Here is a 22456-nt window from a genome sequence, read left to right as displayed (position 1 = left end):
CCCCTAGGACCCCACGTCGAACAGGAGGAGGCCGTGGCGCCCGACGACCCCACCCCGCGACCCAACCCCATGACGCGTCCGCGCGTCCTGGTCGGGCTGGGGAGCTTGTTGCTGGCGCTCGTGGTGGTGACCCTGGTGTTGTCCGGCGAGGACCCCGACGAGGCCGCACCGGAGGAGACCGCAGACGCTGCGCCGACGGAGACCGTCCCGCCCGATCACGGAACCGATCCCCCGGAGCTCGAAGGCCCCATCCCACCGGAGATCGACCCCGCCCTCATGCTCGGCTCCGAGGACGCCCCGGTCACGATGGTCGTGTTCGGCGACTACCAGTGCCCCAACTGCGCGATCTTCGCCGAGGAACACCAGCCGGCCCTCATCGAGCGCTACGTCGAGACCGGGGATCTCCTGCTGGTCTGGCGCGACTACCCCTACCTCGGTGACGAGTCCGACGCCGCCGCCGTCGCCGCCCGAGCCGCCGCCCGCCAGGACGCCTTCTGGCCCTACCAGGACGCTCTCTACGCCTCCCCCGACACCTGGGGGTCGGACCCCGAGGCCTTCGTCGCCATCGCCGCCGACCTGGACCTCGACACCGAGCGGTTCGCCGAAGACCTCGAGGACCCGGACCTGCAACAGGCCGTGGACGACGACTTCGCCTTCGCCCTCGGCCTGTCCGTCCCCGGCACCCCCGCCTTCCTCATCAACGGCGAGGCCTACTTCGGCGTCCAACCGTTGGAGGAGTTCCAGGCGTGGATCGAGGAGGCCAAGGAGTAGGTGCGCCGAATCGGGGTTGCGGTTCGGATCAAGAACAGCACATACTGTCACAGCGCGGAGGCACTAGCCTCCGTGAAGCGCGGGTGGCAGCCATCCGGACGGTTGACGAGCCACCCGACGCGCACCCTTCCCCGAGCGTTGACATCGGGGACCACGCCGTAGACCGGCGGGTGGCCACATGCCGCGGCCAGCGAGGCCCGGTGCCCACTCCTCGCCAACGAGCCACGGCTGTCCACCAGGGCATGAGGCTCGGCCGCCGGACCATCGAACGCGCCGTTCCCCACGGTCCGCACGGGACAGGTGGCGGAAGCGTCGCGCGCCAGCACGCCGATCGATCCATCCCCACGTGCGCGGGGCCCGCGTCAGCGGACCCCGCGGGGAGCACCCCGATCAGTCAAACGTGCTCCCGTTCCGTATCCACCACAGCAAGGTCCGCAGTGAGGACAGTGCCGTCTGTGACACAGCGACCAAGATCCTCACTCGCCACCAGGGAACCTCCTGGCCTGACCTTTTCGCACGTTTTCCGTGCTCCATGGCTTCCACCCCTTCTTCTCCCGACTCGACTCCCACCCGGTTTCCAGGCGGATCCGAGGAACGCCTTCGAGAGTCGGGCCGGCCCCTCGGAACCCCCTGGAACGCGGGAGATGCCTGGGTGGCGCCCGATCAGTACGGGCACCACCCAGGCGTCCGAGCGGCAGTCGGTTCGGTCGAAGAAGAGCGGCCAACCTATCAATCCCCCCGACCGAACTGTGGCCCGTTCCGGATATCCGGGCCTCGAACAGGCTGGCGGGTCAGCCGCGTGAACGACGCCCAAGACAGGCCCCACATCCCTCGACGCCCTATCCCCGAATGCGCGGGGCCCGCGGCGCCGCGAGCTGTGACAGCGCGGGGTCGCTGTCATTTCGCGATCCCCCGCGGCCCCGAATTCGAACACCGTCCCGGCCTGTGGCCCGTCACGGCGCGGGTGCGGCGGGTGCGTGGAACCGTACGGGGACGGCTTCCTCACTCACGTGCCAGGCCCCGGAAGAGTGCGGCGAGGTAGGTGCCGGCGGTGCGGAGGGGGTGGTCGGACTGGGTGGTGCGGCTTTGGATCTCGGCTCCTTCGAGCGCGCTGAGGGCGAAGCAGGCGGCGTCGTCGGCCTTCTCCTCGCTCGTGCCGGCGGCGCGGAGTCGGGTGGCGATGATCTCGCGCCAGGTTTCCATCGCGGCCTGGTAGCCCGCCTGGATGGCTGGGGAGTGGCCGATGCGCTCCAGGGCGGCGGCGGAGGCCATGCAGGAGTCGCACCAGTTCGCGGCGCGGAGATCCGCGGCGAGCAGGTCGGCGAAGGCGACGATGCCCTCCGCGGGGTCGGTGCTGGACTCCATCCCCCGACGCAGCAGTGAAGCGTAGTGCTCACCGTCCATACGCAGCGCCTCGGTGGCCAACTGTTCCTTACCCTCGGGGAAGAAGTGGTAGAGGGACCCGAGCGTGGCCTCGGCGGCGCGGGCGATCTGCTTGACCCCCGTGCCCTCGTAGCCCTGGCGGCGCAACAGATCAACGGTCGCGCGCAGGATCCGGTCCCGGGTGGGGGTGACGACGTGTTCCGTCTGCTGGACCATGACCCGATTTTACTAGATAGATCGATCGTTCTAATCTCTAGAGCGACCGTTCTACCCAGAGAGGCCTGATGCGTACTACTTCCACTCCGGAGCGGGCCGGCACACGCGAATGGCTCGGACTCGCGGTGCTGGCTCTCCCCACGCTGTTGGTCGGCATCAACACCACCGTGCTCTTCCTCGCGCAACCGGAGCTGAGTTCGGAGCTCGGCGCGAACGAGGCCCAGCGGCTGTGGATCACCGACATCTACGGGTTCCTGATCGCCGGCTTCCTGATCACCATGGGGACGCTGGGCGACCGGATCGGGCGTCGGCGGTTGTTGCTGCTGGGAGCCGCGGCCTTCTCCCTCGCCTCGGTGTTGGCGGCCTTCTCGCCCACGCCGGAGATCGCGATCGCCACGCGCGGCCTGATGGGCGTCGCCGGCGCGACCATCATGCCCTCCACGCTGTCCCTGCTCCGGAGCATGTTCCAGGACCCCCGCCAGCGCACCTCCGCGATCGCGGTCTGGGCGACCTCGCTGTCGGTGGGCATCGCGCTCGGCCCCCTGCTCAGCGGCGCCATGCTCCAGTTCTTCTGGTGGGGGTCCACGCTGCTGGTCGGTGTCCCGTTCCTGCTCCTGCTGCTCGTCGCCGGGCCATTCCTGCTGCCCGAGTACCGGGACACCACGGTCCGCGCCTCGATCGACCTGCTCAGCGTGCTGCTGTCGCTCGCCGCGGTGCTGTCGATCATCTACGGCATCAAGCGCGCGGCGACGGAGGGCCTGGCCCCCACTCCGCTGATCGCGGCCGGGGCCGGTCTGGCCATCGGCTACTGGTTCCTGCGACGCCAGCGCACACTCGCCGCCCCGCTGCTGGACCTGCGCATGTTCCGCAACGCGGCGTTCAGCACCGCGCTGCTGCTGATCGTGCTGGTGTTGTTCGCCTTCGGGGGCATCCAGTTCCTGTTCTCGATCTACCTCCAGCAGGTGACGCAGCTTCCTCCGTTGTGGTCCGGGATCTGGATGGCGCCGTCCGCCGTCGGACTGTTGGTCGGCTCGTTGGTCGCGCCGACGATGGTGCGGTGGGCCCGCCCCGGGATCGTGGTGGCGGGCAGTCTGACGATCGCGGTCGTCGGCCTCGGGATCGTCGCCCTGGTCACGACTTCGGAGCCGACCGACACCAGCTCCACCGGTTTCCTGTTGACGCAGCTCGGAGTGACGCTCGCGTTCCTGGGCATGGGGCCGTCCATGGTGCTCGGCGCCGATCTGGTGGTGGGGTCCGCGCCGCAGGAGAAGGCGGGCTCGGCGTCGGCGATGGAGGAGACGGCGGCCGAGTTCGGTGTGGCGATGGGGATCGCGGTGATCGGCAGTGTGGGTACGGCGGTCTACCGTGCGCGGATGTCGGTGGTGGACACCGCCGATGTGTCCTCCGAGGCCGCCCGGCACGCCACGGAGAGCCTGGACAGCGCGATGGCGGAGGCGAGGACCATCGGTCCGGATCTGGTCGCCCGGGCGCAGGAGGCGTTCACGCAGGGCTTCGTCTGGACGAGCGCGGGCAGCGCGGTGCTGTTGTTGGTCGTCGCGATCGGGGCCGCGGTGTTCCTACGCGACACCTCTACCGACGGTGGCCACGGATAGCCAACGGCCGCCGGGGCGACGCCCTGGACGCCCGAGGACCGGGCCAGGTGTCGGCCGGCCCCGCGCCCCATTGTGCACGGGACCGGCCGCGGACACCATCCCATCCATCATCACACGCAGAAATCGTGATCCATCCATGTGGCCAGTTCTGGAAACGAGGACCATCGGTCAGAAGCCGAGCGTGCGCAGCCACGCGAGGAGGTCGTCCTCGCGTGGTGTCGCCTCCTCGTGGCTCCACGCGCCCAGCTCCCGGGAGTCGACAAGCGCACCGTCGCGCAGGTAGACGACCCGGTCGGCCCGGGCGGCACACGCCGGGTCGTGCGTCACCATGACGACCGTGGTGCCCTCGCGGTGGACGTCGGTGAGGGCGTCCATTACCTCCGTCGTCATACCGCTGTTCAGGGCACCGGTCGGCTCGTCCGCGAACAGGATGGTGGGCTCGCCCGCGAGGGCCCGACAGATGGAGGCGCGCTGGAGCTGCCCACCGGAGACCTGGGTGATCCCGTGCCGCCCCACGTGCGCGATACCGAACCGCTCCATCAGGGCGTCGACCCGCGCGACCGCGCTTTCCCGTTCCCGCCTCGGCACGGCCTTGAGCGCGGGGAGCAGGATGTTGTCCCGAACGCTGAGGTTGTTGAGGAAGTACGCCTGCTGGAAGACGAACCCCATCCGGGTCAGGCGGACACGGCTCATCTCCTCGTCGCTGAGGGCGGTCAGGTCCTGCCCGCCGAGACGGACCTCTCCACTGGTCGCGCGGTCCATGCCGCTGACGTTGTACAGCAGCGTGGACTTGCCCGATCCGGAGGCCCCCATCACGACGACGAACTCACCGGTGCGGATCGACAGGTCGACGCCCTTGATGACCTGGGTCGGCGGATCGGTGGACGTGAACGTCTTGGTCAGGTCCCGGCATTCCAGCGTCACAGCGGTGTCGCGCGCCATGGGTTCCATCATCCTCTCAACCATGCGCTCTTGTCGGCGCGGCCCAGTCGGCGCGTGGTGACCACCGCGCCGAGGTAGCCGACACCGACCAGGATCAGCGGATAGGCGACATAGACCAGCCACGGGTTCGGGATGAACGTGAGGTCCCCGATCCCCAACCCGGCCACGGCGACCCCGAGGCCGACGAGGGACTCTCCCGCCGTCGCGGTGAAGACGAGCCCCAGCGACGTCCCAGCGGTCACCGTGAGCAGGGTCTTGCCGCGCAACTGGGTGACGATCTCGCGGGTGGAGAAGCCGAGTGCGGAGAGGACCCCCATCCGCTGTCGGTCCCGGCCCAGTCGCAGCCGCAGGAACAGAGTGGTGATCAGTAGGGCGACGCCGACCCCGAAGACGAACGCCACGAGGGCGGCGTTCTGGAAGGCGCCGGTGATGTGGGAGAGGGTCTGTTCGACGTACTCCCGCATCGGGGTCACAGTCGCGGTCGGGAAGCGCTCACCGTACTCGATGGCGACGGCCTCTGGGTCGGCCCCCTCGGCGAGGTCGGTGTAGATGACGTATCCGGCGGCGCCCGCGGTCACCTCGCCGTGCGTCCTGGCGGTGTACCCGCCGCTGGTGACGTCCTGGTAGGTGCCGCTGACCGCCATGGTGATGGCGTCGTCACCATCCAGGACGGTCAGCTCGTCACCGACGGAGACGTCGTGTTTCTCGGTGTTCAGCAGTGACAGCGCGATTTCCCCCGCCTCGGGTGGCCCGCCCCGCAGGTACTCGACGCTGTCGTTGGAGTAGTCCCCCACGTCGACGCGCAGGGTCTCCGGGCCCTCGTCACCCTCGACGGCGTAGAGCACGTTGGCGAAGGCCCGAACGTTCTCCAGCCGGTCGTCGGCCCGCATGGTGGAAAGCACGTCGTCGTGGACCGAGTCGACGTCGTCGGAGAAGCGAAGGTCCACACGCAGGTCGCTGTCCGCGGCGCCCATGTAGGTGACGAAGCGGGGGCTCTCGAAAGTGCTCAGCAGGTTCATTGGAAGCGTCATCAGGACGGTCACCAGGAAGAACACCAGCGGGATCAGGATCCACTGCCCCTTCTCGGCGCGAAGATCCATGAGCGCCAGGCGTCGTGACAGGTTCCGACCCCGGAACGTGGCCAGGTTGGTGCGCGTCACCCGACGGGCCTGACGTCGGGCGCGACGCGCGGTCTGGCGTTCCGTGCGGGTGCTGCCGTGCACCAGTGCGCCGACCACCTCGATCCGGCGAACTCCACGAAGGACGCCGCGGCACATGCCGATGACGAACAGGTAGACGAGGACCAGGGACAGCACCGGCACTAGGAAGGTGGTAACGCCGAGAGGGGCGGCCGCGTAGTTGACCTGGATCCCGCGCGTCAGCACCTGCGTCGCGCCGATGGCCAGGACGCCGCCGACGACGCAGGCGAGCAGGGTCATGATCCGGTACTTGGCCAGGTAGAGGCGGGTGATCGCGCGGTTCGGCAGCCCGATGGCCTTCATCGCGCCGATCTCGCGGACTTCGTCCTCCAGGGTGCCCCGGATCACGAACCGCAGGTTGAGGAGCGCGATCGCGACAAGGAGGGCGCTCACGAAGACGAGGGCCACGGCGACCAAGCCGTCGCTGAACGCGTTGATGACGCGGATCATCTGGAAGGTCACCGCCTGCCCGTTCTTGGGCAGGTCCGCGTCGGCCTCGTACGCGCGCTGGAAGTCGCCGGCCAGGGACTGGTCGGTCAGCCGGTAGCCCACGATGATCTCTGGGGCGCCGCCCCCGGCGTTCTCCAGCGCCGCGAAGTCCTCCTCCGCGACCACGAACCGGGTGGCGGAGGACATGGAGGACGCCATCTGCGCGTCACGCACGAAGCCCGCGATGGTGAGCGCATGACCGCCGGACGCGGTACCGATAGTGAGCTCGTCGCCGACCTGGAGGTCGAACCGCCGCTCGTAGGCGACGGGGACGTACACCTCGCCCGACGAGGGGCGTGCCGCCTCACCGGAGCCGTCGAGCAGGAGGTCGAACTCCGGATTCGGCGTGACCACCAGGTTGTCGATCAGACTCTCGGAGAAGTCCCCGGACGCGTCGGCCGCGGGGCGGTTCCACGCGATGGCGGCACCGTCGTAGCCCACCATCTGCTCGACGTGCCAGGCGACGATCTCTGGGTGCTCGGCGGCGAACCGGTCCAGCGCGTCCGGGTCGTAGTCTCCGGTGTGCATCTGCAGGAAGTGGGGCGGTCGCGCGTCCTCGAAGAGCTGGTCCACCGATCCGACCAGGCGTTCCATCATCATCGCCCCGGTGGCCATCAGGAACGCGCTGAGGACCAGGATGACCACGAGCGCGATGTTGACGCCCCTGTTCTTGGTCAGGTCGTTGCGTGTGTAGCGAAGGTCCAAGGACTCCTTGGTGCTCACCGGAGCTTCCCATCTCCCGAGGGCTGTCAGTGAACGGAGAAACCTCCGTTGGGGGGCGCGTCTCGTCCTTGGTCAGGCACGGGCGGGAGCGGCGCTCGTCGTTACGACCTAACTCTCACACGCGCGGCGACCCATTACATCAGGGATGACCCTCATTCGGGCGGACGGCCACCCCTGGCCACACCCTGGTATGAACTCGGGGCGGGTGGAGCTTCGGCGCCGCCACACGGGTTCGCACAGGTCAGACAGCCGGTGGGCGCGTATTGCCCTTCCCTACGCGCGCTTTCGCGGATCGCGGACCGAACCTGACCGCGATCCTGCCTAGCGTTCCGGTGTTCGGACATCCCGAGAGGAGACCTCACCATGACCATCCTTGTCACCGGTGCGACCGGAAACGTCGGCCGGCACCTCGTGCACCAACTCCTGGCGGAAGGGCGCACGGTCCGCGCGCTCACCAGAAACCCCGCGAACGCGAACCTGCCCTCGGAAGTGGAGGTCGTCAAAGGCGAACTGACCGACGCGGCCCGCCTCGCCGGAGTCTTCGACGGCGCGAATGCGGCGTTCCTCATCACCTTCGACGGCGCCACCTACGCGCCACTCACCAACGGCGCGGAGATCGTCGCCCTGGCGCGCGAAGCCGGGGTGGAGCGGGTCGCACTGCTGGAGGGCGACGTCGAGGGCAGTGCGCTCTCCCAGGCGGTGGCCGACGGCGGCCTGCCGTGGACCCGGCTGGGACCGTATGAGTTCATGTCCAACCTCCGGGAGTGGATCCCCTCCATCCGCGACGAGGGCGTCGTGCGCGAGGCGTTCCCGGAGGCGAAGAGCGCGATGGTGCACGACGCCGACATCGCCGCGGTCGCACGGGCGGCCCTCACCGAGGAGGGGCACGCGGGACAGACCTACTGGATCACCGGCCCGGCGGCGATCACCACCCGGGAGAAGGTCGACATCCTCGCCGCCGGCCTGGGACGCAACATCCGCTACGTCGAGCTCAGCACCGAGGAGGTGACAGCGCAGTGGCGCGAGTCCGGCTTCTCCGAGGAGGACGTCGAGTTCTTCCTCCAGATGCGCACCGACCCGCCCGAGGCGGGTTACACGGTGCAGCCCACGGTGGAGAAGGTGACGGGCCGTCCGGCGCGCAGCCTCGCCGAGTGGGTGCGGGAGCACGCGGCGGAGTTCGGCCCCAGCGACGCCTAGACGCCGACCGGAAGGTGGTCAGTCGCGGAGCTCGGCGAAGTGCATGACAATGGTCGCGACGCGCAGCAGGGTGGACAGCGGTTCACCCAACTGCGGATACCGGACCTCGAGGATGTGGTGGGAAACCATCCCTATCCCGCCCACGCCCATCTGTTTGGAGTCGGTGATTCGAGCTATCTCGTGGTCGTGCGCGTCCTTCACGAGATAGACGGCAGCGGCGACGTTGGGATCGGCGAGTATTTCCAGGAAACCGCGATCATCGGGCAGCTTCTCGATTCTCGCCTGGAGATTGCCGTAGGCGTCGTTGGCCCAGTAGCTCTTGACGGAAAGAGAACGTTCCATGGTGATGGAGCCGATCGCCTGCCCCGCCGCCCACGCGACGGTCGTCGTGGACTTTCCGTGTCCCCGGCTTTCGGCCAAGCTCAGCATGAGCTGCTCGTGTGCGTCGAAGACCAGGTAGCTGTAGGAGTTGGTCATGGACTGAGCGAAGTCCCTCAGTAGACCGCCGCCACCTCCGTCGCCCAGATCCTGGAACGCCTTCGCGAGAAGTTGATCGGCGTGGTCGACGACGTCATAGGCGGGCTTGCCCATCGGGGTCGCCGGATCAATGGGGACATGGACGGCGATGAGGGGGTTGGCGTTGAAAAAGTCCAATGTGACTCACATTCGCTTGTGCAGGGGGCTCGTGGGGACGGAACGCGGGATTCGCGGTAGCTGAACCGGGTTCACAGGCCTGATCTATCACCGCGTGACACCCGGCCACCAACCGACCAGCGCCGTTGATCTTGGTGCCCGCGTCACTCCGGCCACTCTTTTCCCACGGCATCCCCGTGATCACGACCGAGGGGGCCACATAAGAAACACGACCGGTCGGTCGTATAGTCTGGAGGCATGACAGAGACAGGTGACCGACGCCGGGCCCGGGGGCAACGCAGCCGGGAGGCCGTTCTGGAGCACGCCGTTCGGTTGGGCTCCGTGGACGGGCTGGACGGGTTGTCCCTGGGGCACCTGGCGTCGGCCACGGGCATCAGCAAGTCGGGCCTGTTCGCGCACTGGAAGGACAAGGAAGAGCTGCAGCTCGACACCGTCGCCTGGGCGCGTCAGCAGTGGGTCGACCACATCGTCCGTCCCGCCATGGCGCGGCCGAACGGGGTGCGGCGGCTCTTCGCCCTGCACGAGACCCGCCTGCGTTTCTACGCCGATCGGGTCCTCCCGGGTGGATGCTTCTTCACCGCCGTCTACGCCGAACTCGACGACCGGCCGGGGCCCGTCCGTGACCGGATCACCGAGGCCCTGGAGGCGTGGTTCGACCTGCTCCGGCGCACCGTCGTCGCCGCTGTCGACGACGGGGAACTGCCGACGGACGTCGACCCCGGTCGGCTCGCGCTCGAGGTCGAGGCCCTCGGGGCCATCGTGGTCACCCACACCCAACTGCTGTCCGGACTCGACGTCTACGCCATGTCCCGACGCGCGGTGCTGGAGCGCCTGCGTGCCCTGTCCACCGAACCAACCCTGCTGCCCAAGGAGTGACCGTGACCGATACGCCCGCACAGACCGACGGCGGACACCACGAAACCGTCCAGGTGTACTTCGACGACCTGGACGCCATGGGCATGCTGCACAACGCGAAGTACGCCGTGCTGGTCGAGCGCGCGATCACGGCCTACTGGGTGCGTCAGGGGTGGGCCCCCGACCCCGCGCGCTCAGTGTTCCCGGACGTGTTCTTCGCGGTCCGCGAGACCAAGATGCTGCACCACGTGCCGATCATGACGCCGGGTGAGGTGGTCGTGCACTTTGGTTTCGCGCGGATGGGCCGCACCAGCGGGACCTACGGGTTCCGGGTGTTGTCGGCCGACCGCGCGACGGTGCACGCCGAGGGCCACCGGGTGAACGTCAACCTGGATCCGTCGACGCTGCGACCGATGCCGTTCAGCGAGGAGATCCGCGCGGCGGCCAAGGACCTCATGCTCGCCCCTGTCCCCGCCTGACACGAACCGGGCGGTGCGACAGCGCCGCTCGAGCGTCAGTGCGGAACGTCGATGACGACCTTTCCGACGACGCCCGACTCCACGGCGGCGTGCGCCTTGTCCGCCCGCTCGAGCGGGAAGCGGATCACGGGCAGACCGTGTTCCGCTCCGACGGGCAGCGCGCCGTCGCGCAACGCCGCCGTGACGTCCTCGGCGCCCGCGCGCAGCGCCTCCAGACCCACGGTGTAGAGCACGAGGAACTGGTAGCGGGTGTTGAGCCAGAGGTTGCGGCCGAAGTCGAGACTCACCGTGCCGCCACCCCGCTCGTTGCCGTAGATCGCCACGGTTCCCCGTTCCCGGACCACCGCGCAGTTGAGTTCGGCGTTGGCGCCGGCGGCGACCTCGACGACGATGTCGACTCCCTCCGGCGCGATCTCCCGGATGGACGCCTCGAGTGACCGCTCGGTGTAGCGGAACACGTGCTGGGCTCCGGCGGCCCGCGCCAGCGTGGCCTTCTCCTCGTTGCTCACGGTGGTCAGCACGGTCGCTCCGGCCCAGCGCGCCAACTGGATGGCCGCGTGGCCCACCGCGCCGGCGCCGCCGGAGACCAGTACCGTCATTCCCTCCAGGGCCCCGGGGACGAGACGCCGGGGCCCGTCCTCGGCGACGGTAAGGGCACGGTGGGCCGTCACGGCCGGGATGCCGATGGCGGCGCCGGTGGTGAAGTCCACTCCTTCGGGCAGGACCACGACCCGTTCCTCCGGCAGGATGGTGTACTGCTGCGCCGTACCCGAGTCCGGCGCGTAGTGGGAGGCGAGCAGGACCCAGACGTGATCGCCGACCGCGACGCCCCGCACGCCCGGGCCGACGGCGTCCACGACGCCCGCGCCGTCCTGGTTGGGCACCGTGGCGGCCACCGACTCTCCCGGGGTGACCCCCTTACGCTGTTTCCAGTCGGTGGGGTTCACCGCCGACACCAACACACGGATCCGCACCTGCCCAGGTCCCGGCTGTCGCGGTTCCCGCTCGACCAGGTGCAGGACTTCCGGCGGGCCGTGTTCGGTGAAGACGATCGCTCTCATGCTGCGACGATATCGGGGCACCTCCCCCGACCCTCGTCATCGGCCCACGCCCCCGTGTCGCGGACCGATGACGGAGCGGGGAGCGCCTCAGTGGTGGGCCGCGCTCACCTCGGCCCGCGACTCCTCGGCAGGCTCCCTGTCCTCGCGCAGCGGCGATGCGGGGACCCGAAGCACCCGCGCCGCCCACTCGGGCAGCCACCAGTTCCAACGGCCCATCATCGCCACCGTCGCCGGAACCAGGACGCCGCGCACCAGGGTGGCGTCTATGAGGATGCCGAGCCCCATGCCGGTGGCGAACACCGCGACGTCGAGCTCACCTCCGGAGGCCATGGCGGCGAACGAGAAGAAGAGGATGAGGGCCGCGCTGGTGACCAGGCGTCCGGTGCGGCCAACCCCGTGCACGACCGCGCGCGCGGTGTCCGCGCCCCGGTCGTAGCTCTCCCGCATCCGCGCCAGGATGAACACCTCGTAGTCCATGGACAGGCCGTAGAGGAAGGCGAAGATGGTGATCGGGACGAACTGCCCGATGGTGCCCGTTGACTCCAGGCCCAGAAGCGTCTCCGTACCCACACCCCACTGCCACACGACCACCATTGCCCCGAGTACCGCGCCTAGGGACAGCAGGTTGCACAGGATCGCCTTCAACGGCAGAAGGAGCGAACGGAACGCGCGCGCCAGGAGCACGAAGGTGACCAGGCCGGTCATCAGCAGCACCCAGGGGAACGCGCCGTAGGTCTGCGCGACGAGCTCGGCGTTCTGCGCGGCGTACCCGCCGACCATGACCCCGTCCGGCACCAGCTCGACCAACCGCTCGATAGTCTCCTCCCCTTCCGAGGTCCCGGTTTCCGCGCCGGGGACGACCTCCAACAACTGGTGCCCCGTGAGTGCCGGTTCGGCGGGGAGCACCGCCTCGACACCGGACTCGGCCCGCAGGTCGGCGGTGACGCTCTGGGAGTCCTCCTCCGGCGGCACCAGGACCTCGATCGGGGTGAGGAGCCCCCGGTCCATCCCGGCCTCGTCCAACGCGACGACCCCCTCGTGGGCCGCACCGGATGTGCTGAGGTCCTGACTCTCGGGGACCCCCATGTCGATGTTCACGGCGAGCACGCACAGGGCCGCGAGGGCGCCGCCCGTCAGCAGCGCCGCGGGGTGGCGGAAGCGCACCATCAGCCGTGCCCACGCGGACCAGCCACGGCTGGACTCCTTCACGTCGCCGGCGGCGGCCCGGTTCGCCGCGCGGCCCCCCTCGCGTCCCAGCCGGGCCAGGAGCACGGGAAGCAGTGTCAGGGTGGCGAGGGCGCTCGCTCCGGTGATCAGCAGCCCGGCGGCGCCGAGGCTGCGCAGGAACATCACCGGCAGGACCATCATCGCCGCGAGGCCGATCGCCACCGCTCCGGCGCTGAACAGCACGGAACGACCGGCGGAGGCCATGGTTCGGCGCACCGCCTCGTCGCCGCGGTACCCGCCGGCGAGCTCCTCGCGCCAGCGCGTGATCAGAACGAGGGCGTAGTCGATGGCGAGTCCGAGCCCAAGGATCGGCAGGAGGGTCATCGCCTGGGTGTGCACGTCCCCGACCAGTGTGAAGACGAGCAGGCCGGCGAAGGACACCGGGATCGCCACCGTCGCGATCAGGAACGGCACGAAGGCGAGCAACGACCGAAACACGAGCGCGAGGACGATGATGGCGGCGAGCGACGTGACCGCGATCTTGACGGGCACGTTGAGCCCGCCGGCGTCCTCACCGGGAGCCAGGGCGTCCAGCCCGGTCACGTGCACGGTGGTTCCGGTGGGCAGCTCCGCGAGGAGGCGTTCCTGGATCACGGGCGAGTGGTCGGGGACCTCGCCCAGCCCTCCGCCCGGCGGACTGCCGTCCGACGTCGGCCCCATGTAGACGAGTCCGGCCGTGGTGCGGTCGTCGTCGCCGAGCAGCGCTGGGTCCTCGTCGTCGGCATAGGAGTGGGTGCGGGCGTCCTCGGCATCCGCGAGCGCGGCGAACGCCGATCCCACGGTCTCGGTCGTCCCGGCGTCCGTGACCGACGTGCCCTCGGGCAGCACCACGACGGCGACGTGCGGGCGCTCCTCACCGCCCTGTCCGTAGGTCTCCTCGATCGTGGTGTTCGCTTCCCAGGCGTCCACGCCCTGGTGTGGGAAGTCGCTGGTCAGTTGGGGCGCGACCAACGCCGCCGAAGCCCCTCCCGCGAGCACCGCCAGCAGGGAGAAGATGACGACCATGGCGCGGTGCGCGAGCACGAAGCGCGACAGTTTTTCCATACGTCCCAGCCGACCAATCCGGTCTTCGACCGGTCTGCGCCGCTTCTTAGAGAGTTCTGTGGAAACGGGCCACTCCCTGGGATCCGTCACCGCCCTACACCACACTGGGGCGCGTGACCACAGCCAAGACGCCCCGCGTCCTCGTCGTGGACGACGAGGAGTACCTCGCCGACCTGGTGGCGACCGCCCTACGCTACGAAGGCTTCGTGACCAGCACGGCGGGCACGGCTGCGGACGCGGTGGCCGAACACCAGCGGTTCCGCCCCGACCTCATCGTGCTGGACGTGATGCTCCCCGATGGATCCGGTGTCGACCTGTGCCGCCGGCTCCGCGCCGGTGGCCGCGACGTCCCGGTGGTGTTCCTGACCGCGCGGGACAGCGCGGCGGACCGGATCAGCGGGTTCACCGCCGGCGGCGACGACTACGTGCCGAAGCCGTTCAGCCTCGAGGAGCTGGTGGCGCGGGTCAGGGCCGTCCTGCGTCGCGCCGGGACGCCGGCTCCCCGTAGCGTGCTTCGGGTCGCCGACCTCGAGATCGACGAGGACGCGCACGGCGTCCGACGTGGAACCGTCAGCATCGACCTCACCCCCACCGAGTTCACCCTGCTGCGCTACCTCGTGCTGAACGCGGGACGGGTTCTCTCCCAGCGCCAGATCCTGGATCACGTGTGGCAGTACGACTTCGGTGGCAGCGGAGGTGTCGTGCAGACCTACATCAGTTACCTGCGGCGCAAGGTCGACCGGGGTCGTGTCCCCCTGATCCACACCCTGCCCCGGGTCGGGTACGTGTTGCGGGCCCCCGGCCAGACGGACGGCTCCGACGCGGTCGACGGTGGGGACGAGCAGTGACCGTCAGCGCTCCGCCGCGCGAAGGTCGGATGTCGTTGCGCGCCCGCCTGGTCGTCATCCTGACGGTGCTGCTCGCAGTGGGCGTCGCGGTTCCGACGGGAGCGATGTTCGGCGCCCTCCAGGACTGGGCCTCGGACACGCGCCACGACGTGCTCCGCGTCACCGGTCAGGGCATCGCAGCCGACCTCGCCGCTGACCCTTCGGAGGAACCGGGCCTTCCCGCGGAGCCCTTTCCGGGGCACGCGGACCGGGTCGAGGTCCCGTCCTTCTTCCAGCTCCGCGACGCGCGCGGCGCCGTGCTGAGCACCAGTTCCCCGGCGTCCGGCCCCGAGCTCGCGGCGACGCTCCCCGACGGCCTCCTCCCGGACACCACGGGCGCCGAGGAGTTCACGCGCGTGCCCGGAACCGACGGGGGCGACGCGGAGTGGCTGGTACGCGTGTCCCGCCTCGCCGACGGCGACCTGCTGGTGGTGGGCATGCGGGACGCCGCGACCGAACGGATGCTGGGCCGGGTCGGCCGGATCGCCCTCATCTGTTCGTTCCTCGCGATCGCGCTCGTGGTCGCCCTGGCGTGGCCGACCGTGGGCCGTGCCCTTCGGCCCCTCAACCGGGTCGCCGCCACCGCGGACGCGATCGGTGGCGGCGACCTGTCCGAGCGTGTCCCCGTGTCGGGGCAGCGCACCGAGGTGGGTCGGCTGGGCGCCGCGTTCAACGCGATGGTGGAACAGGTGCAGCGGGCCTTCGCCGAGAGGGACGCGTCCGACCGACGGCTGCGCCGGTTCGTGTCCGACGCGTCGCACGAGCTGCGGACCCCGATCGCGACGGTGCGGGGCTACGCGGAACTCTTCCGGCGGGGCGCCGCCGAACGACCGGCCGACCTGGAGAAGGCGATGGCCCGGATCGAGTCCGAGGCGCGCCGGATGGGCTCCCTGGTCGAGGAGATGCTCCTTCTCGCCCGGCTCGACGAACGAGAGGCCCCTCTCGCCCTGGAACGCCTCGACCTCGTTCCCCTCGCCGAGGAGGCGGTCACCGACGCGGCCGCCGCCGACCCCGAACGCGTCTTCACCATCCGTGCCGAGGGGCCGGCCTGGGTGGACGGGGACGCCGACCGCCTGCGGCGCCTGTTGGGGAACCTCCTGTCCAACGTGTCCCGGCACACCCCGCCCGGGACGAGCGCGACGGTGCGGATCCACACCGGCGACGAGATCGTCGTCGACGTCAGCGACGACGGCCCGGGGCTCCCCGAAACCGACCGAACGCGCGTGTTCGAACGCTTCTACCGCTCCGGCGGCCAACGCTCCTCCACCAACAGCGGCGCCGGGCTCGGCCTCGCCATCGTCGAGGCCCTCGCCACGGCCCACCACGGTTCGGTGCACGCCACCCACTCCGCCACAGGAGGCGCGTCGTTCCGGGTCACCCTGCCCCCATCGCCGCCCACCGCCCCGAGCGCCCTTTGAAACCTCATGTTCCACATCACCCGATGTCCGGGCCCGTCGCCGGCGGTCACCCCGGCGCGAGCGAGACGAGACCGCGCCACGCGGACAGTCGCTCCGCTCAGGTCCTCCGTCGCTCGGCCGGCACCGCCTCAACCATGCGCGACCGTCCTCACGCGACCCGGCTGACGGAGCTCGGTTGAGGGACGGGTGAGGGGCGGCGCGGGCTGGTCACGAGGTGGACCGGCGCCGGCTCAGGCCGTCGAGAAGGATCTGGATCCCGAGCTCGAAGACCTCCGCACCGTCGAGACGGGCGAAGCTGGGGCCTACCCGGCGCAGGGACTCGAAGTCGGCGAGGGCGTCGAGCATCGCTGAGGGCGGTCCCCCGCCGGAGTCGTCGGTGGGACGCGGCGGATAGTCCTCTACGGAGGCCAGCACATGGGCGGAGAGGACACGGGAAATGCCGGCCGCCTCGTCCTCGGAGAAGCCAGCGCGCAGGAGGATACGGACCGTGGTGTCGATCTGTTCCAGCCTGCGCGGCCCCACGGGGGGACGCTCGCGCAGCAGGGTGGCGGCGTCGCGGTGTGTGAGCAGGAGAGCGCGGAACTGGCGCAGGCCGCTGGCCAACTGGTCCCGCCAGGGCTGGCTCTCGTCGATCTGGAAGGCGTCGGCGCAGATCGCCTCCGCGACCAGGTCCATCAGCTCAGTCTTGTTGCGCACGTGCCAGTAGAGCGTGGGGGACTGGACTCCCAGCTTCGCGGCGAGCCGGCGTGTACTCAGCGCGGCGAGCCCCACTTCGTCGAGCAGCTCCACCGCGGCGTTGGTGATCTGTTCTCGGTCGAGCCCCCGGCGCTTCGCCGGTGGCCGCGTGGATTCCGTCACGGCAGGACAATCTATCAGTGATACAGTTCCCCTATCGGTGATAGAGAAACGGGAGAGTGGCCCATGACGAACCCGAAATCCGCCGTTGCCACGGTGTGGACCCGACGGCTCCAGTGGCTCACCGTCGCCTGCTCAGTCGTCCTCACCATCGGCACGACGCTGCAGAACTTCGTCATCGTCGACGCGGAGATGCTGAGCCACTCCATGCGGCTCGCGGGGCTCTCGGCGGCCGAGGCGGACGCCGAGTCCGCCGGCTTCCTGGTCGGATTCCGGGTAGTGGGGTGCGCGTTCATCGTGGGCAACGCCCTCGGGCTCCTCGCGTTGCGCGGCGACACCTGGGTCTTCTGGCTGGTGGTGGCCGTGAACGCGGGACAGGCGGCCGGCGTGGTGGCGGTGCCTCCGGAGGTCTTCCGGGCGTCGATCGACCTCTACGGCCCCGCGGGAATCCTCCCTACGGTGGTGACCGACGGCGGTGCGCTCCTGCTCCTGGTCACGCTGCTGGTCTCCCTGGTCGTCTTCCGCGCCCCCTGGGCACGGCGGCGGGTGGAGGTCCCACGGCCGAGCTGAGGCGGGCGCGGCCGGGCCGGAATCCCCCATGCGGCGGTGTTGTTGGAACGGCCGTGACACCACAGGGAACGGTACGGCCGGTGGAGGTCGTGGTCGTCGGCGCGGGGCAGGCGGGGCTGTCCGGTGCCTACTACCTGCGGCGTTCCGGGTTGGTGGCGGGGCGGGACTTCGTTGTCGTGGACCACAACTCGGGGCCCGGTGGGGCGTGGCGGCACCGGTGGGACTCGCTGACCACCGCGACCGTGAACGGCGTGCACTCCCTTCCGGGGATGCCATGGTCTCCCCCGGAGCGCGCGGCGCCGGTGAACACTGTGGTTCCCGAGTACTTCCGTGCCTACGAGGACGCGTTCGACCTCGACGTTCGGCGCCCCGTCAGCGTACGCAGGGTCGAGGAAGGGGACGAGGACCGTCTCCTGGTCCACACCACCGACGGCATCTGGTCCACGCGCGGACTGATCAACGCGACTGGGACCTGGGAACGCCCCTTCTGGCCGCACTACCCGGGCCGATCGTCCTTCCTCGGACGCCAGCTCCACACGGTCGACTTCCCGGGCGGGGACGCGTTCGCCGGCGAACGCGTGGTGGTCGTCGGCGGCGGGGGCTCCGCCGCCGACATGCTGCTGGACCTGCTGGACACGGCGGGCGAGATCACCTGGCTGACCCGACGTCCCCTCAATCTCATGACCGGCCCCTTCACCCAGGAACACGGACGTGCCTCGGTCGCGGTGATCGCCGAGCGAGTACGGCGCGGCGAGCTTCCGGGCAGCATCGTCAGCGCCACCGGCCTGCACCTCCCCCCGGAGCTCCACCAGGCCGTCGACGACGGCCGAGTCACCCTGGGGCGTACCTTCGATCGCGTCACACCTGACGGTGTGGCGTGGGACGACGGACGGTTCGTTCCCGCCGACACCCTCGTGTGGGCGACGGGGTTCCGGCCGAGCGTGGCACACCTCGGGCCGCTGAACCTGCGTGAACCCGGGGGCGGGATCCGGGTCGACGGAACTCGGGTCGTTGTGGACCCGAGGATCCACCTCATCGGCTACGGACCCACGGCCAGCACCATCGGCGCGAACCGCGCGGGCCGCAGCGCCGTTCGCGAGCTCGGGCGGCATTTCGGTGGCCTACGAAGCGCCGAGAAGCTCATTCCCACGCACTGATCCGACTCAGGACCCCACGTAGTTGTCGGCGAACTCTCCCGTGGGCTCGATCGGTGTGATCACGTCCACGAGAACACCGTTGGGGTCGGCGACGATGAAGTGTCGCTGGCCGAAGTCCTCGCTGCGGATCTCCAGCACCGGGGGGAGCCCGCCTCTCACCACGAGGCGGTCCCACTCGGCGTCGACGTCCTCCACCTCGATGTTGATCAGTACGCCCTGGACCGGCTTCCGGTACGGCTCGGGAAGCGTCGGATGGGTGTAGTCGAGCAGCGCGAGCTCGTACCTCTGGGGGCCGGGCCGCGACAGGCTCACGTACCAGTCGGCGTCGAAGACGGTCTCGAAGCCGAAGTGCGTCGTGTAGAACGCGTGCGTCTCCGCCACCCGGTCAGTGCAGATCACCGGATAAATACTGGTCACGGACATCCCAATCACCTTTCACCTACCATCGGTATGTGAAGATAGAGTATTGACATACCGACGGTCGGTCAAATGGAGGCGCGGATGACACCCACGACACCCCGTACCCGGGCGGAGCAACGCGAACGAACACGACAGGTCCTGATCCGCGACAGTCGGCGATTGTTCGCCGCACACGGATACGCGGCCGTGGGCCTGTCCGAGATCGTGCGCTCCGCGGGCGTGACCAAGGGCGCCCTCTACCACCACTTCGACGCCAAGGTGGACCTGTTCCGCGCCGTCCTTAGCGAGGTACAGACAGAGGTCGGTGACACGGTCGCGAGCACCGCCGACGCCCAGTCCGACCCCTGGGAGCAGCTCGTGGCGGGCTGTCAGGCCTTCCTGGAGGCGACCTCCGAACCGGGCGTGCAACGGATCATGCTGGTCGACGGTCCGGCCGTGCTGGGCTGGGCCGAATGGCGCGCCCTGGACGAGGCCACCTCCGCGCGCCATCTCGCGGAAGCCCTGACCTCACTGATGGAGGCGGGCCTCATCACCGAGCAGCCGGTCACCCCCCTGACCCGCCTCCTCTCCGGCGCCATGAACGAGGCCGCCCTCTGGCTCGCCACCTCCACCGACCCCGCCGACCTACCCGCGACGCAGGCCGCCCTGCGCCGAATACTGGAGGCGTTCCGAGCGAAGTGAGGCGGACCGTCACGACCCGCCACGCCCCAGCTGGCCGACCAGTCGACAGCGAGGACGCCACCGTCCCCGGACGGCGTGTCACACCCCTTTACGGCCGCCGACCCGACCGTCTGACATCGTGGCGTATCCGGCGTGCCGAATGGCCTCGCGCGGAGTCACGTGACGCGGACGTCGGCAGGCGCTCGGGCCCTCGGTACGGCCGCGCTCGCCCTGCCGGGAGGTGGCCGAGGCCGGGACGGACAGTGACACCTGACTGAGGGGCGGACGACCACGATGGTGCGTGGCAGGAAACGGCTGGCTGGCAGAGTCCGGAACACCGAGACCGGGACCGGCGTCGCCGACGTCGCGGTGTCGGACGGGGTCACCGTGGTCCACACGGACGCCTCGGGCGCGTACCGGCTTCCCTGGGACCCCACTCGACGTGGAACCCCGATGGTCCAGATCACGGTTCCGTCCGGGTACCGCACCGCATTGGACGACGCACGGATTCCCCGCTTCTTCCAGCGGCTGTCGGAGGGGGCACGCGACGTCGACTTCGCGCTGACGCCCGACCTCCCCTCCACCGACGCCCGGTTCCGGTTCGGCCACCTGACCGACGTCCACGTGGACGAGTCGACCGCGCAGACCGCCGAGCGGGTTTCCCGCGACTTCATGGCCGTTGCGGCAGAACACCCCGCCACGCCCGTGACCGGCGCACCCCACGGGTCACCACGCTTCACCGTCCTCAGCGGGGACCTCACCAACTGGGCCACGCCCGAGGAGTTCGCGGCGTTCCGGGCGGCGGCCGCCGCCTCGCCCGTGCCGGTCTGGCCCGTCGCCGGCAACCACGACCTGCTCGGCCAGTCGGTCGGCGGGCCACAGCGGCGTCGGGTGCGACGCCCACCCTTCGCGGAGGCGATCGACGCCTACCGGCGGCACGTCGGGCCGGAGTGGTACTCGTTCCAGTACGGCGGCGCCCACTTCGTCATGCTGGACAACTTCCGTGGCCTGTCCGACCCGGACCAGTTCACGTGGTTGGAGCGCGACCTGGCGGCGGGGGCGGCCGGACGGGACGTCATCATCGTCGCCCACGTGCCGTGGAACATCCCGCAGACGAAGAACTGGGACCGGGCGCGGGAGTACCTGGAGCTGCTCGCCGACCACAACGCGCGCCTGTTCCTGGTGGGGCACATCCACGCCAACGACGTCACGAGAGAGCCCTTCACCGGTGCCCTGCACGCGGCCACGACCTCCGTCTCGTTCGGGCTGGACCACACCCCGCGCGGCTATCGGACGGTGGACGTCGAGCCAGGGCGGGTCTCGACGTCCTTCGTGGCCGCGGACGGTGGGCAGGTTCGCGGACCGGAGGGGCGCCCCGCCCCCGGTGGTGAGACCGACGCTCCCGCCGTGAGCCCGGGAACTCCCTGGCCCATGTTCCACGCCGATCCCGAGCGCACCGGAGCGGTGGCCGACCCGGTTCGCCCACCGTTGCGGCGCGCCTGGAGCCACGACTGTGGCGGAACGATCCTGACCGCCTCCCCCGTGGTCGCCGACGCAACGGTGGTCGTCGGCACGCGCGACGAGCACATGGGCGAGCACCAGGGCGTGGTCGCGGTCGACATGGGGACGGGCGAACGCCGTTGGCACACACGCACCGACGGGCCGGTGGAGGCGTCCGCCGCCATCGTCGACGGCACGGTGCTGGTGCCGGAGGCGCGTGGACCACTGCACGCCCTGGACGCCACGACGGGTGAACGACGGTGGTCCTGGACCCCCCAGCCGCCCAAGGACGGGCATCACTGGATGTACTTCTCGCCCGCGGTGCGGGACGAGACCGTGTACCAGGCGTTCGTGGACATGGCCGGCGCCGGTGTCGCCGCGCTCGACGTCGCCACCGGGCGTGAGCTGTGGCGGACCAAGGAGCCGATCGGGCGGAACTGGATCGCGCACGGATCCCCCGCTCTGCGCGGCGACCGGCTCGTGTTCACCACCGCCTACTCCAACCTGGTGGCGCTGGACGCACGGGACGGCGCGTTGCTCTGGGAGACGGCCTTCGACGGCTGGACCCGCTCCATGCCGATCTTCGCGGGAGAGCTCGCGCTGCTCGCCTGCCCGGGCGACCAGCTCGTGGCGGTCGCCCCCGACGGATCGACCGCCTGGCGGCACACCTCTACGCCGGCCGTCGTCCCCGCTCCGACGACGCCAACCCCCGCGTTCGTCGACGGGGTCGTCTACGCCGGCTTCCACAACGGCCGGGTGACCGCGCTCCGCCAGAACGACGGCGGCGTGCTCTGGTCCACTGACGTTGGCGGACCCATCACGGCGTCTCCCGCGATCGGCGGAGACACGGTCGTCGTGGCCACCGAGGCGGGGCGACTGGTTCTCCTCGACCGCCTCCACGGGACGGTGAGGTGGTCCACCGACCTCGGCGACCACCTCGCCTCATCGCCAGCGCTGAGTGGCAACGCCGTGTTCGTGGCGTCGTGGAACGGAATCCTGCACGCCCTCACCGGAACGGGTGCGTGAGGGGCCACCACGATCGGACGGGGCACGGGGGCACACACCCCGATCGGGTGTGGGCCTGGGTGTTCCGTCCGGTGCCCTCACCTGTGGGGGAAACCGCGCGTGCGCACGGG

Annotated in this window: 19 protein-coding genes; 11 read left to right on the top strand and 8 right to left on the bottom strand. The window is 70.0% G+C overall.

Features of this window, described 5'->3' with window-relative positions:
- Nucleotides 1-33: 33 nt before the first annotated feature.
- On the top strand, nt 34-771 hold the full coding sequence (locus tag J4H86_RS18095) for a DsbA family protein (RefSeq protein WP_236538995.1): 738 nt from the start codon (nt 34-36) through the stop codon (nt 769-771).
- 1002 nt (nt 772-1773) lie between these two features.
- On the opposite strand, the gene J4H86_RS18090 is transcribed toward J4H86_RS18095, so the two are convergent.
- Nucleotides 1774-2370 carry a TetR/AcrR family transcriptional regulator gene (locus J4H86_RS18090; protein ID WP_236538994.1) on the bottom strand — a complete coding sequence of 199 codons (597 nt, stop codon included), beginning with the start codon at nt 2368-2370 and terminating at the stop codon, nt 1774-1776.
- 68 nt (nt 2371-2438) lie between these two features.
- Between J4H86_RS18090 and J4H86_RS18085 the strand changes: the two genes are divergently transcribed.
- Nucleotides 2439-3983: an MFS transporter gene (locus tag J4H86_RS18085; protein WP_236538993.1), complete on the top strand. Its 1545-nt coding sequence runs from the start codon at nt 2439-2441 to the stop codon at nt 3981-3983.
- A gap of 168 nt (nt 3984-4151) precedes the next feature.
- On the opposite strand, the gene J4H86_RS18080 is transcribed toward J4H86_RS18085, so the two are convergent.
- Together J4H86_RS18080 and J4H86_RS18075 are read right to left on the bottom strand one after the other, a co-directional pair.
- Entirely contained in the window at nt 4152-4925 is a 774-nt protein-coding gene (locus J4H86_RS18080) for an ABC transporter ATP-binding protein (protein WP_236538992.1), read from the bottom strand.
- A gap of 8 nt (nt 4926-4933) precedes the next feature.
- Nucleotides 4934-7336 (bottom strand): ABC transporter permease, encoded by a 2403-nt coding sequence (locus J4H86_RS18075; RefSeq protein ID WP_236538990.1) that lies wholly within the window; start codon nt 7334-7336, stop codon nt 4934-4936.
- A gap of 363 nt (nt 7337-7699) precedes the next feature.
- Here J4H86_RS18075 and J4H86_RS18070 point away from each other — a divergent pair, with 363 nt between their 5' ends.
- Entirely contained in the window at nt 7700-8533 is an 834-nt protein-coding gene (locus J4H86_RS18070) for an NmrA family NAD(P)-binding protein (protein WP_236538988.1), read from the top strand.
- An 18-nt stretch (nt 8534-8551) separates the two neighbouring features.
- Here the strand turns inward: J4H86_RS18070 and J4H86_RS18065 are convergent, their stop codons facing one another.
- The gene (locus J4H86_RS18065) at nt 8552-9187 is read right to left on the bottom strand and encodes a hypothetical protein (protein WP_236538986.1); all 636 of its coding nucleotides are present in this window, start codon (nt 9185-9187) and stop codon (nt 8552-8554) included.
- Between the two features lie 237 nt (nt 9188-9424).
- Here J4H86_RS18065 and J4H86_RS18060 point away from each other — a divergent pair, with 237 nt between their 5' ends.
- Both J4H86_RS18060 and J4H86_RS18055 read left to right on the top strand, forming a co-directional pair.
- On the top strand, nt 9425-10063 hold the full coding sequence (locus J4H86_RS18060; protein ID WP_236538985.1) for a TetR/AcrR family transcriptional regulator: 639 nt from the start codon (nt 9425-9427) through the stop codon (nt 10061-10063).
- A 2-nt stretch (nt 10064-10065) separates the two neighbouring features.
- Nucleotides 10066-10521 (top strand): acyl-CoA thioesterase, encoded by a 456-nt coding sequence (locus J4H86_RS18055; protein WP_236538984.1) that lies wholly within the window; start codon nt 10066-10068, stop codon nt 10519-10521.
- Between the two features lie 35 nt (nt 10522-10556).
- On the opposite strand, the gene J4H86_RS18050 is transcribed toward J4H86_RS18055, so the two are convergent.
- Nucleotides 10557-11582 carry an NADPH:quinone reductase gene (locus tag J4H86_RS18050; RefSeq protein WP_236538983.1) on the bottom strand — a complete coding sequence of 342 codons (1026 nt, stop codon included), beginning with the start codon at nt 11580-11582 and terminating at the stop codon, nt 10557-10559.
- Between the two features lie 87 nt (nt 11583-11669).
- On the bottom strand, nt 11670-13853 hold the full coding sequence (locus J4H86_RS18045; protein ID WP_236538982.1) for an MMPL family transporter: 2184 nt from the start codon (nt 13851-13853) through the stop codon (nt 11670-11672).
- Nucleotides 13854-13966: 113 nt separating this feature from the next.
- Between J4H86_RS18045 and J4H86_RS18040 the strand changes: the two genes are divergently transcribed.
- Nucleotides 13967-14701 (top strand): response regulator transcription factor, encoded by a 735-nt coding sequence (locus tag J4H86_RS18040; protein WP_236538981.1) that lies wholly within the window; start codon nt 13967-13969, stop codon nt 14699-14701.
- Entirely contained in the window at nt 14698-16158 is a 1461-nt protein-coding gene (locus J4H86_RS18035; protein WP_236538980.1) for a sensor histidine kinase, read from the top strand. The genes J4H86_RS18040 and J4H86_RS18035 overlap by 4 nt, the downstream gene beginning before the upstream one ends.
- 207 nt (nt 16159-16365) lie before the next feature.
- On the opposite strand, the gene J4H86_RS18030 is transcribed toward J4H86_RS18035, so the two are convergent.
- A complete protein-coding gene (locus tag J4H86_RS18030) occupies nt 16366-17016 on the bottom strand; it encodes a TetR/AcrR family transcriptional regulator C-terminal domain-containing protein (RefSeq protein WP_236538979.1) in 651 nt (216 codons plus the stop codon).
- A gap of 63 nt (nt 17017-17079) precedes the next feature.
- On the opposite strand from J4H86_RS18030, the gene J4H86_RS18025 reads away from it, so the two are divergent.
- Nucleotides 17080-17583, top strand: a complete 504-nt coding sequence (locus J4H86_RS18025; RefSeq protein WP_236538978.1) for a hypothetical protein — start codon at nt 17080-17082, stop codon at nt 17581-17583.
- 53 nt (nt 17584-17636) lie between these two features.
- Nucleotides 17637-18740, top strand: coding sequence for an NAD(P)-binding domain-containing protein (locus J4H86_RS18020; RefSeq protein WP_236538976.1), 1104 nt, complete (start codon nt 17637-17639; stop codon nt 18738-18740).
- 6 nt (nt 18741-18746) lie between these two features.
- Here J4H86_RS18020 and J4H86_RS18015 read toward each other — a convergent pair whose 3' ends face one another.
- Nucleotides 18747-19163 (bottom strand): VOC family protein, encoded by a 417-nt coding sequence (locus tag J4H86_RS18015; protein ID WP_236538975.1) that lies wholly within the window; start codon nt 19161-19163, stop codon nt 18747-18749.
- 78 nt (nt 19164-19241) lie between these two features.
- Here J4H86_RS18015 and J4H86_RS18010 point away from each other — a divergent pair, with 78 nt between their 5' ends.
- Together J4H86_RS18010 and J4H86_RS18005 are read left to right on the top strand one after the other, a co-directional pair.
- On the top strand, nt 19242-19841 hold the full coding sequence (locus J4H86_RS18010; RefSeq protein WP_236538974.1) for a TetR/AcrR family transcriptional regulator: 600 nt from the start codon (nt 19242-19244) through the stop codon (nt 19839-19841).
- 273 nt (nt 19842-20114) lie between these two features.
- Nucleotides 20115-22346 carry an outer membrane protein assembly factor BamB family protein gene (locus tag J4H86_RS18005; protein WP_236538973.1) on the top strand — a complete coding sequence of 744 codons (2232 nt, stop codon included), beginning with the start codon at nt 20115-20117 and terminating at the stop codon, nt 22344-22346.
- The last annotated feature ends 110 nt before the right edge of the window (nt 22347-22456 follow it).

The organism is Spiractinospora alimapuensis, from assembly GCF_018437505.1.
Classification (GTDB): Bacteria; Actinomycetota; Actinomycetes; order Streptosporangiales; family Streptosporangiaceae; genus Spiractinospora; species Spiractinospora alimapuensis.
The sequence above is the reverse complement of the archived record's forward strand: the minus strand, read 5'-3'. Positions and strand labels throughout refer to the sequence as shown.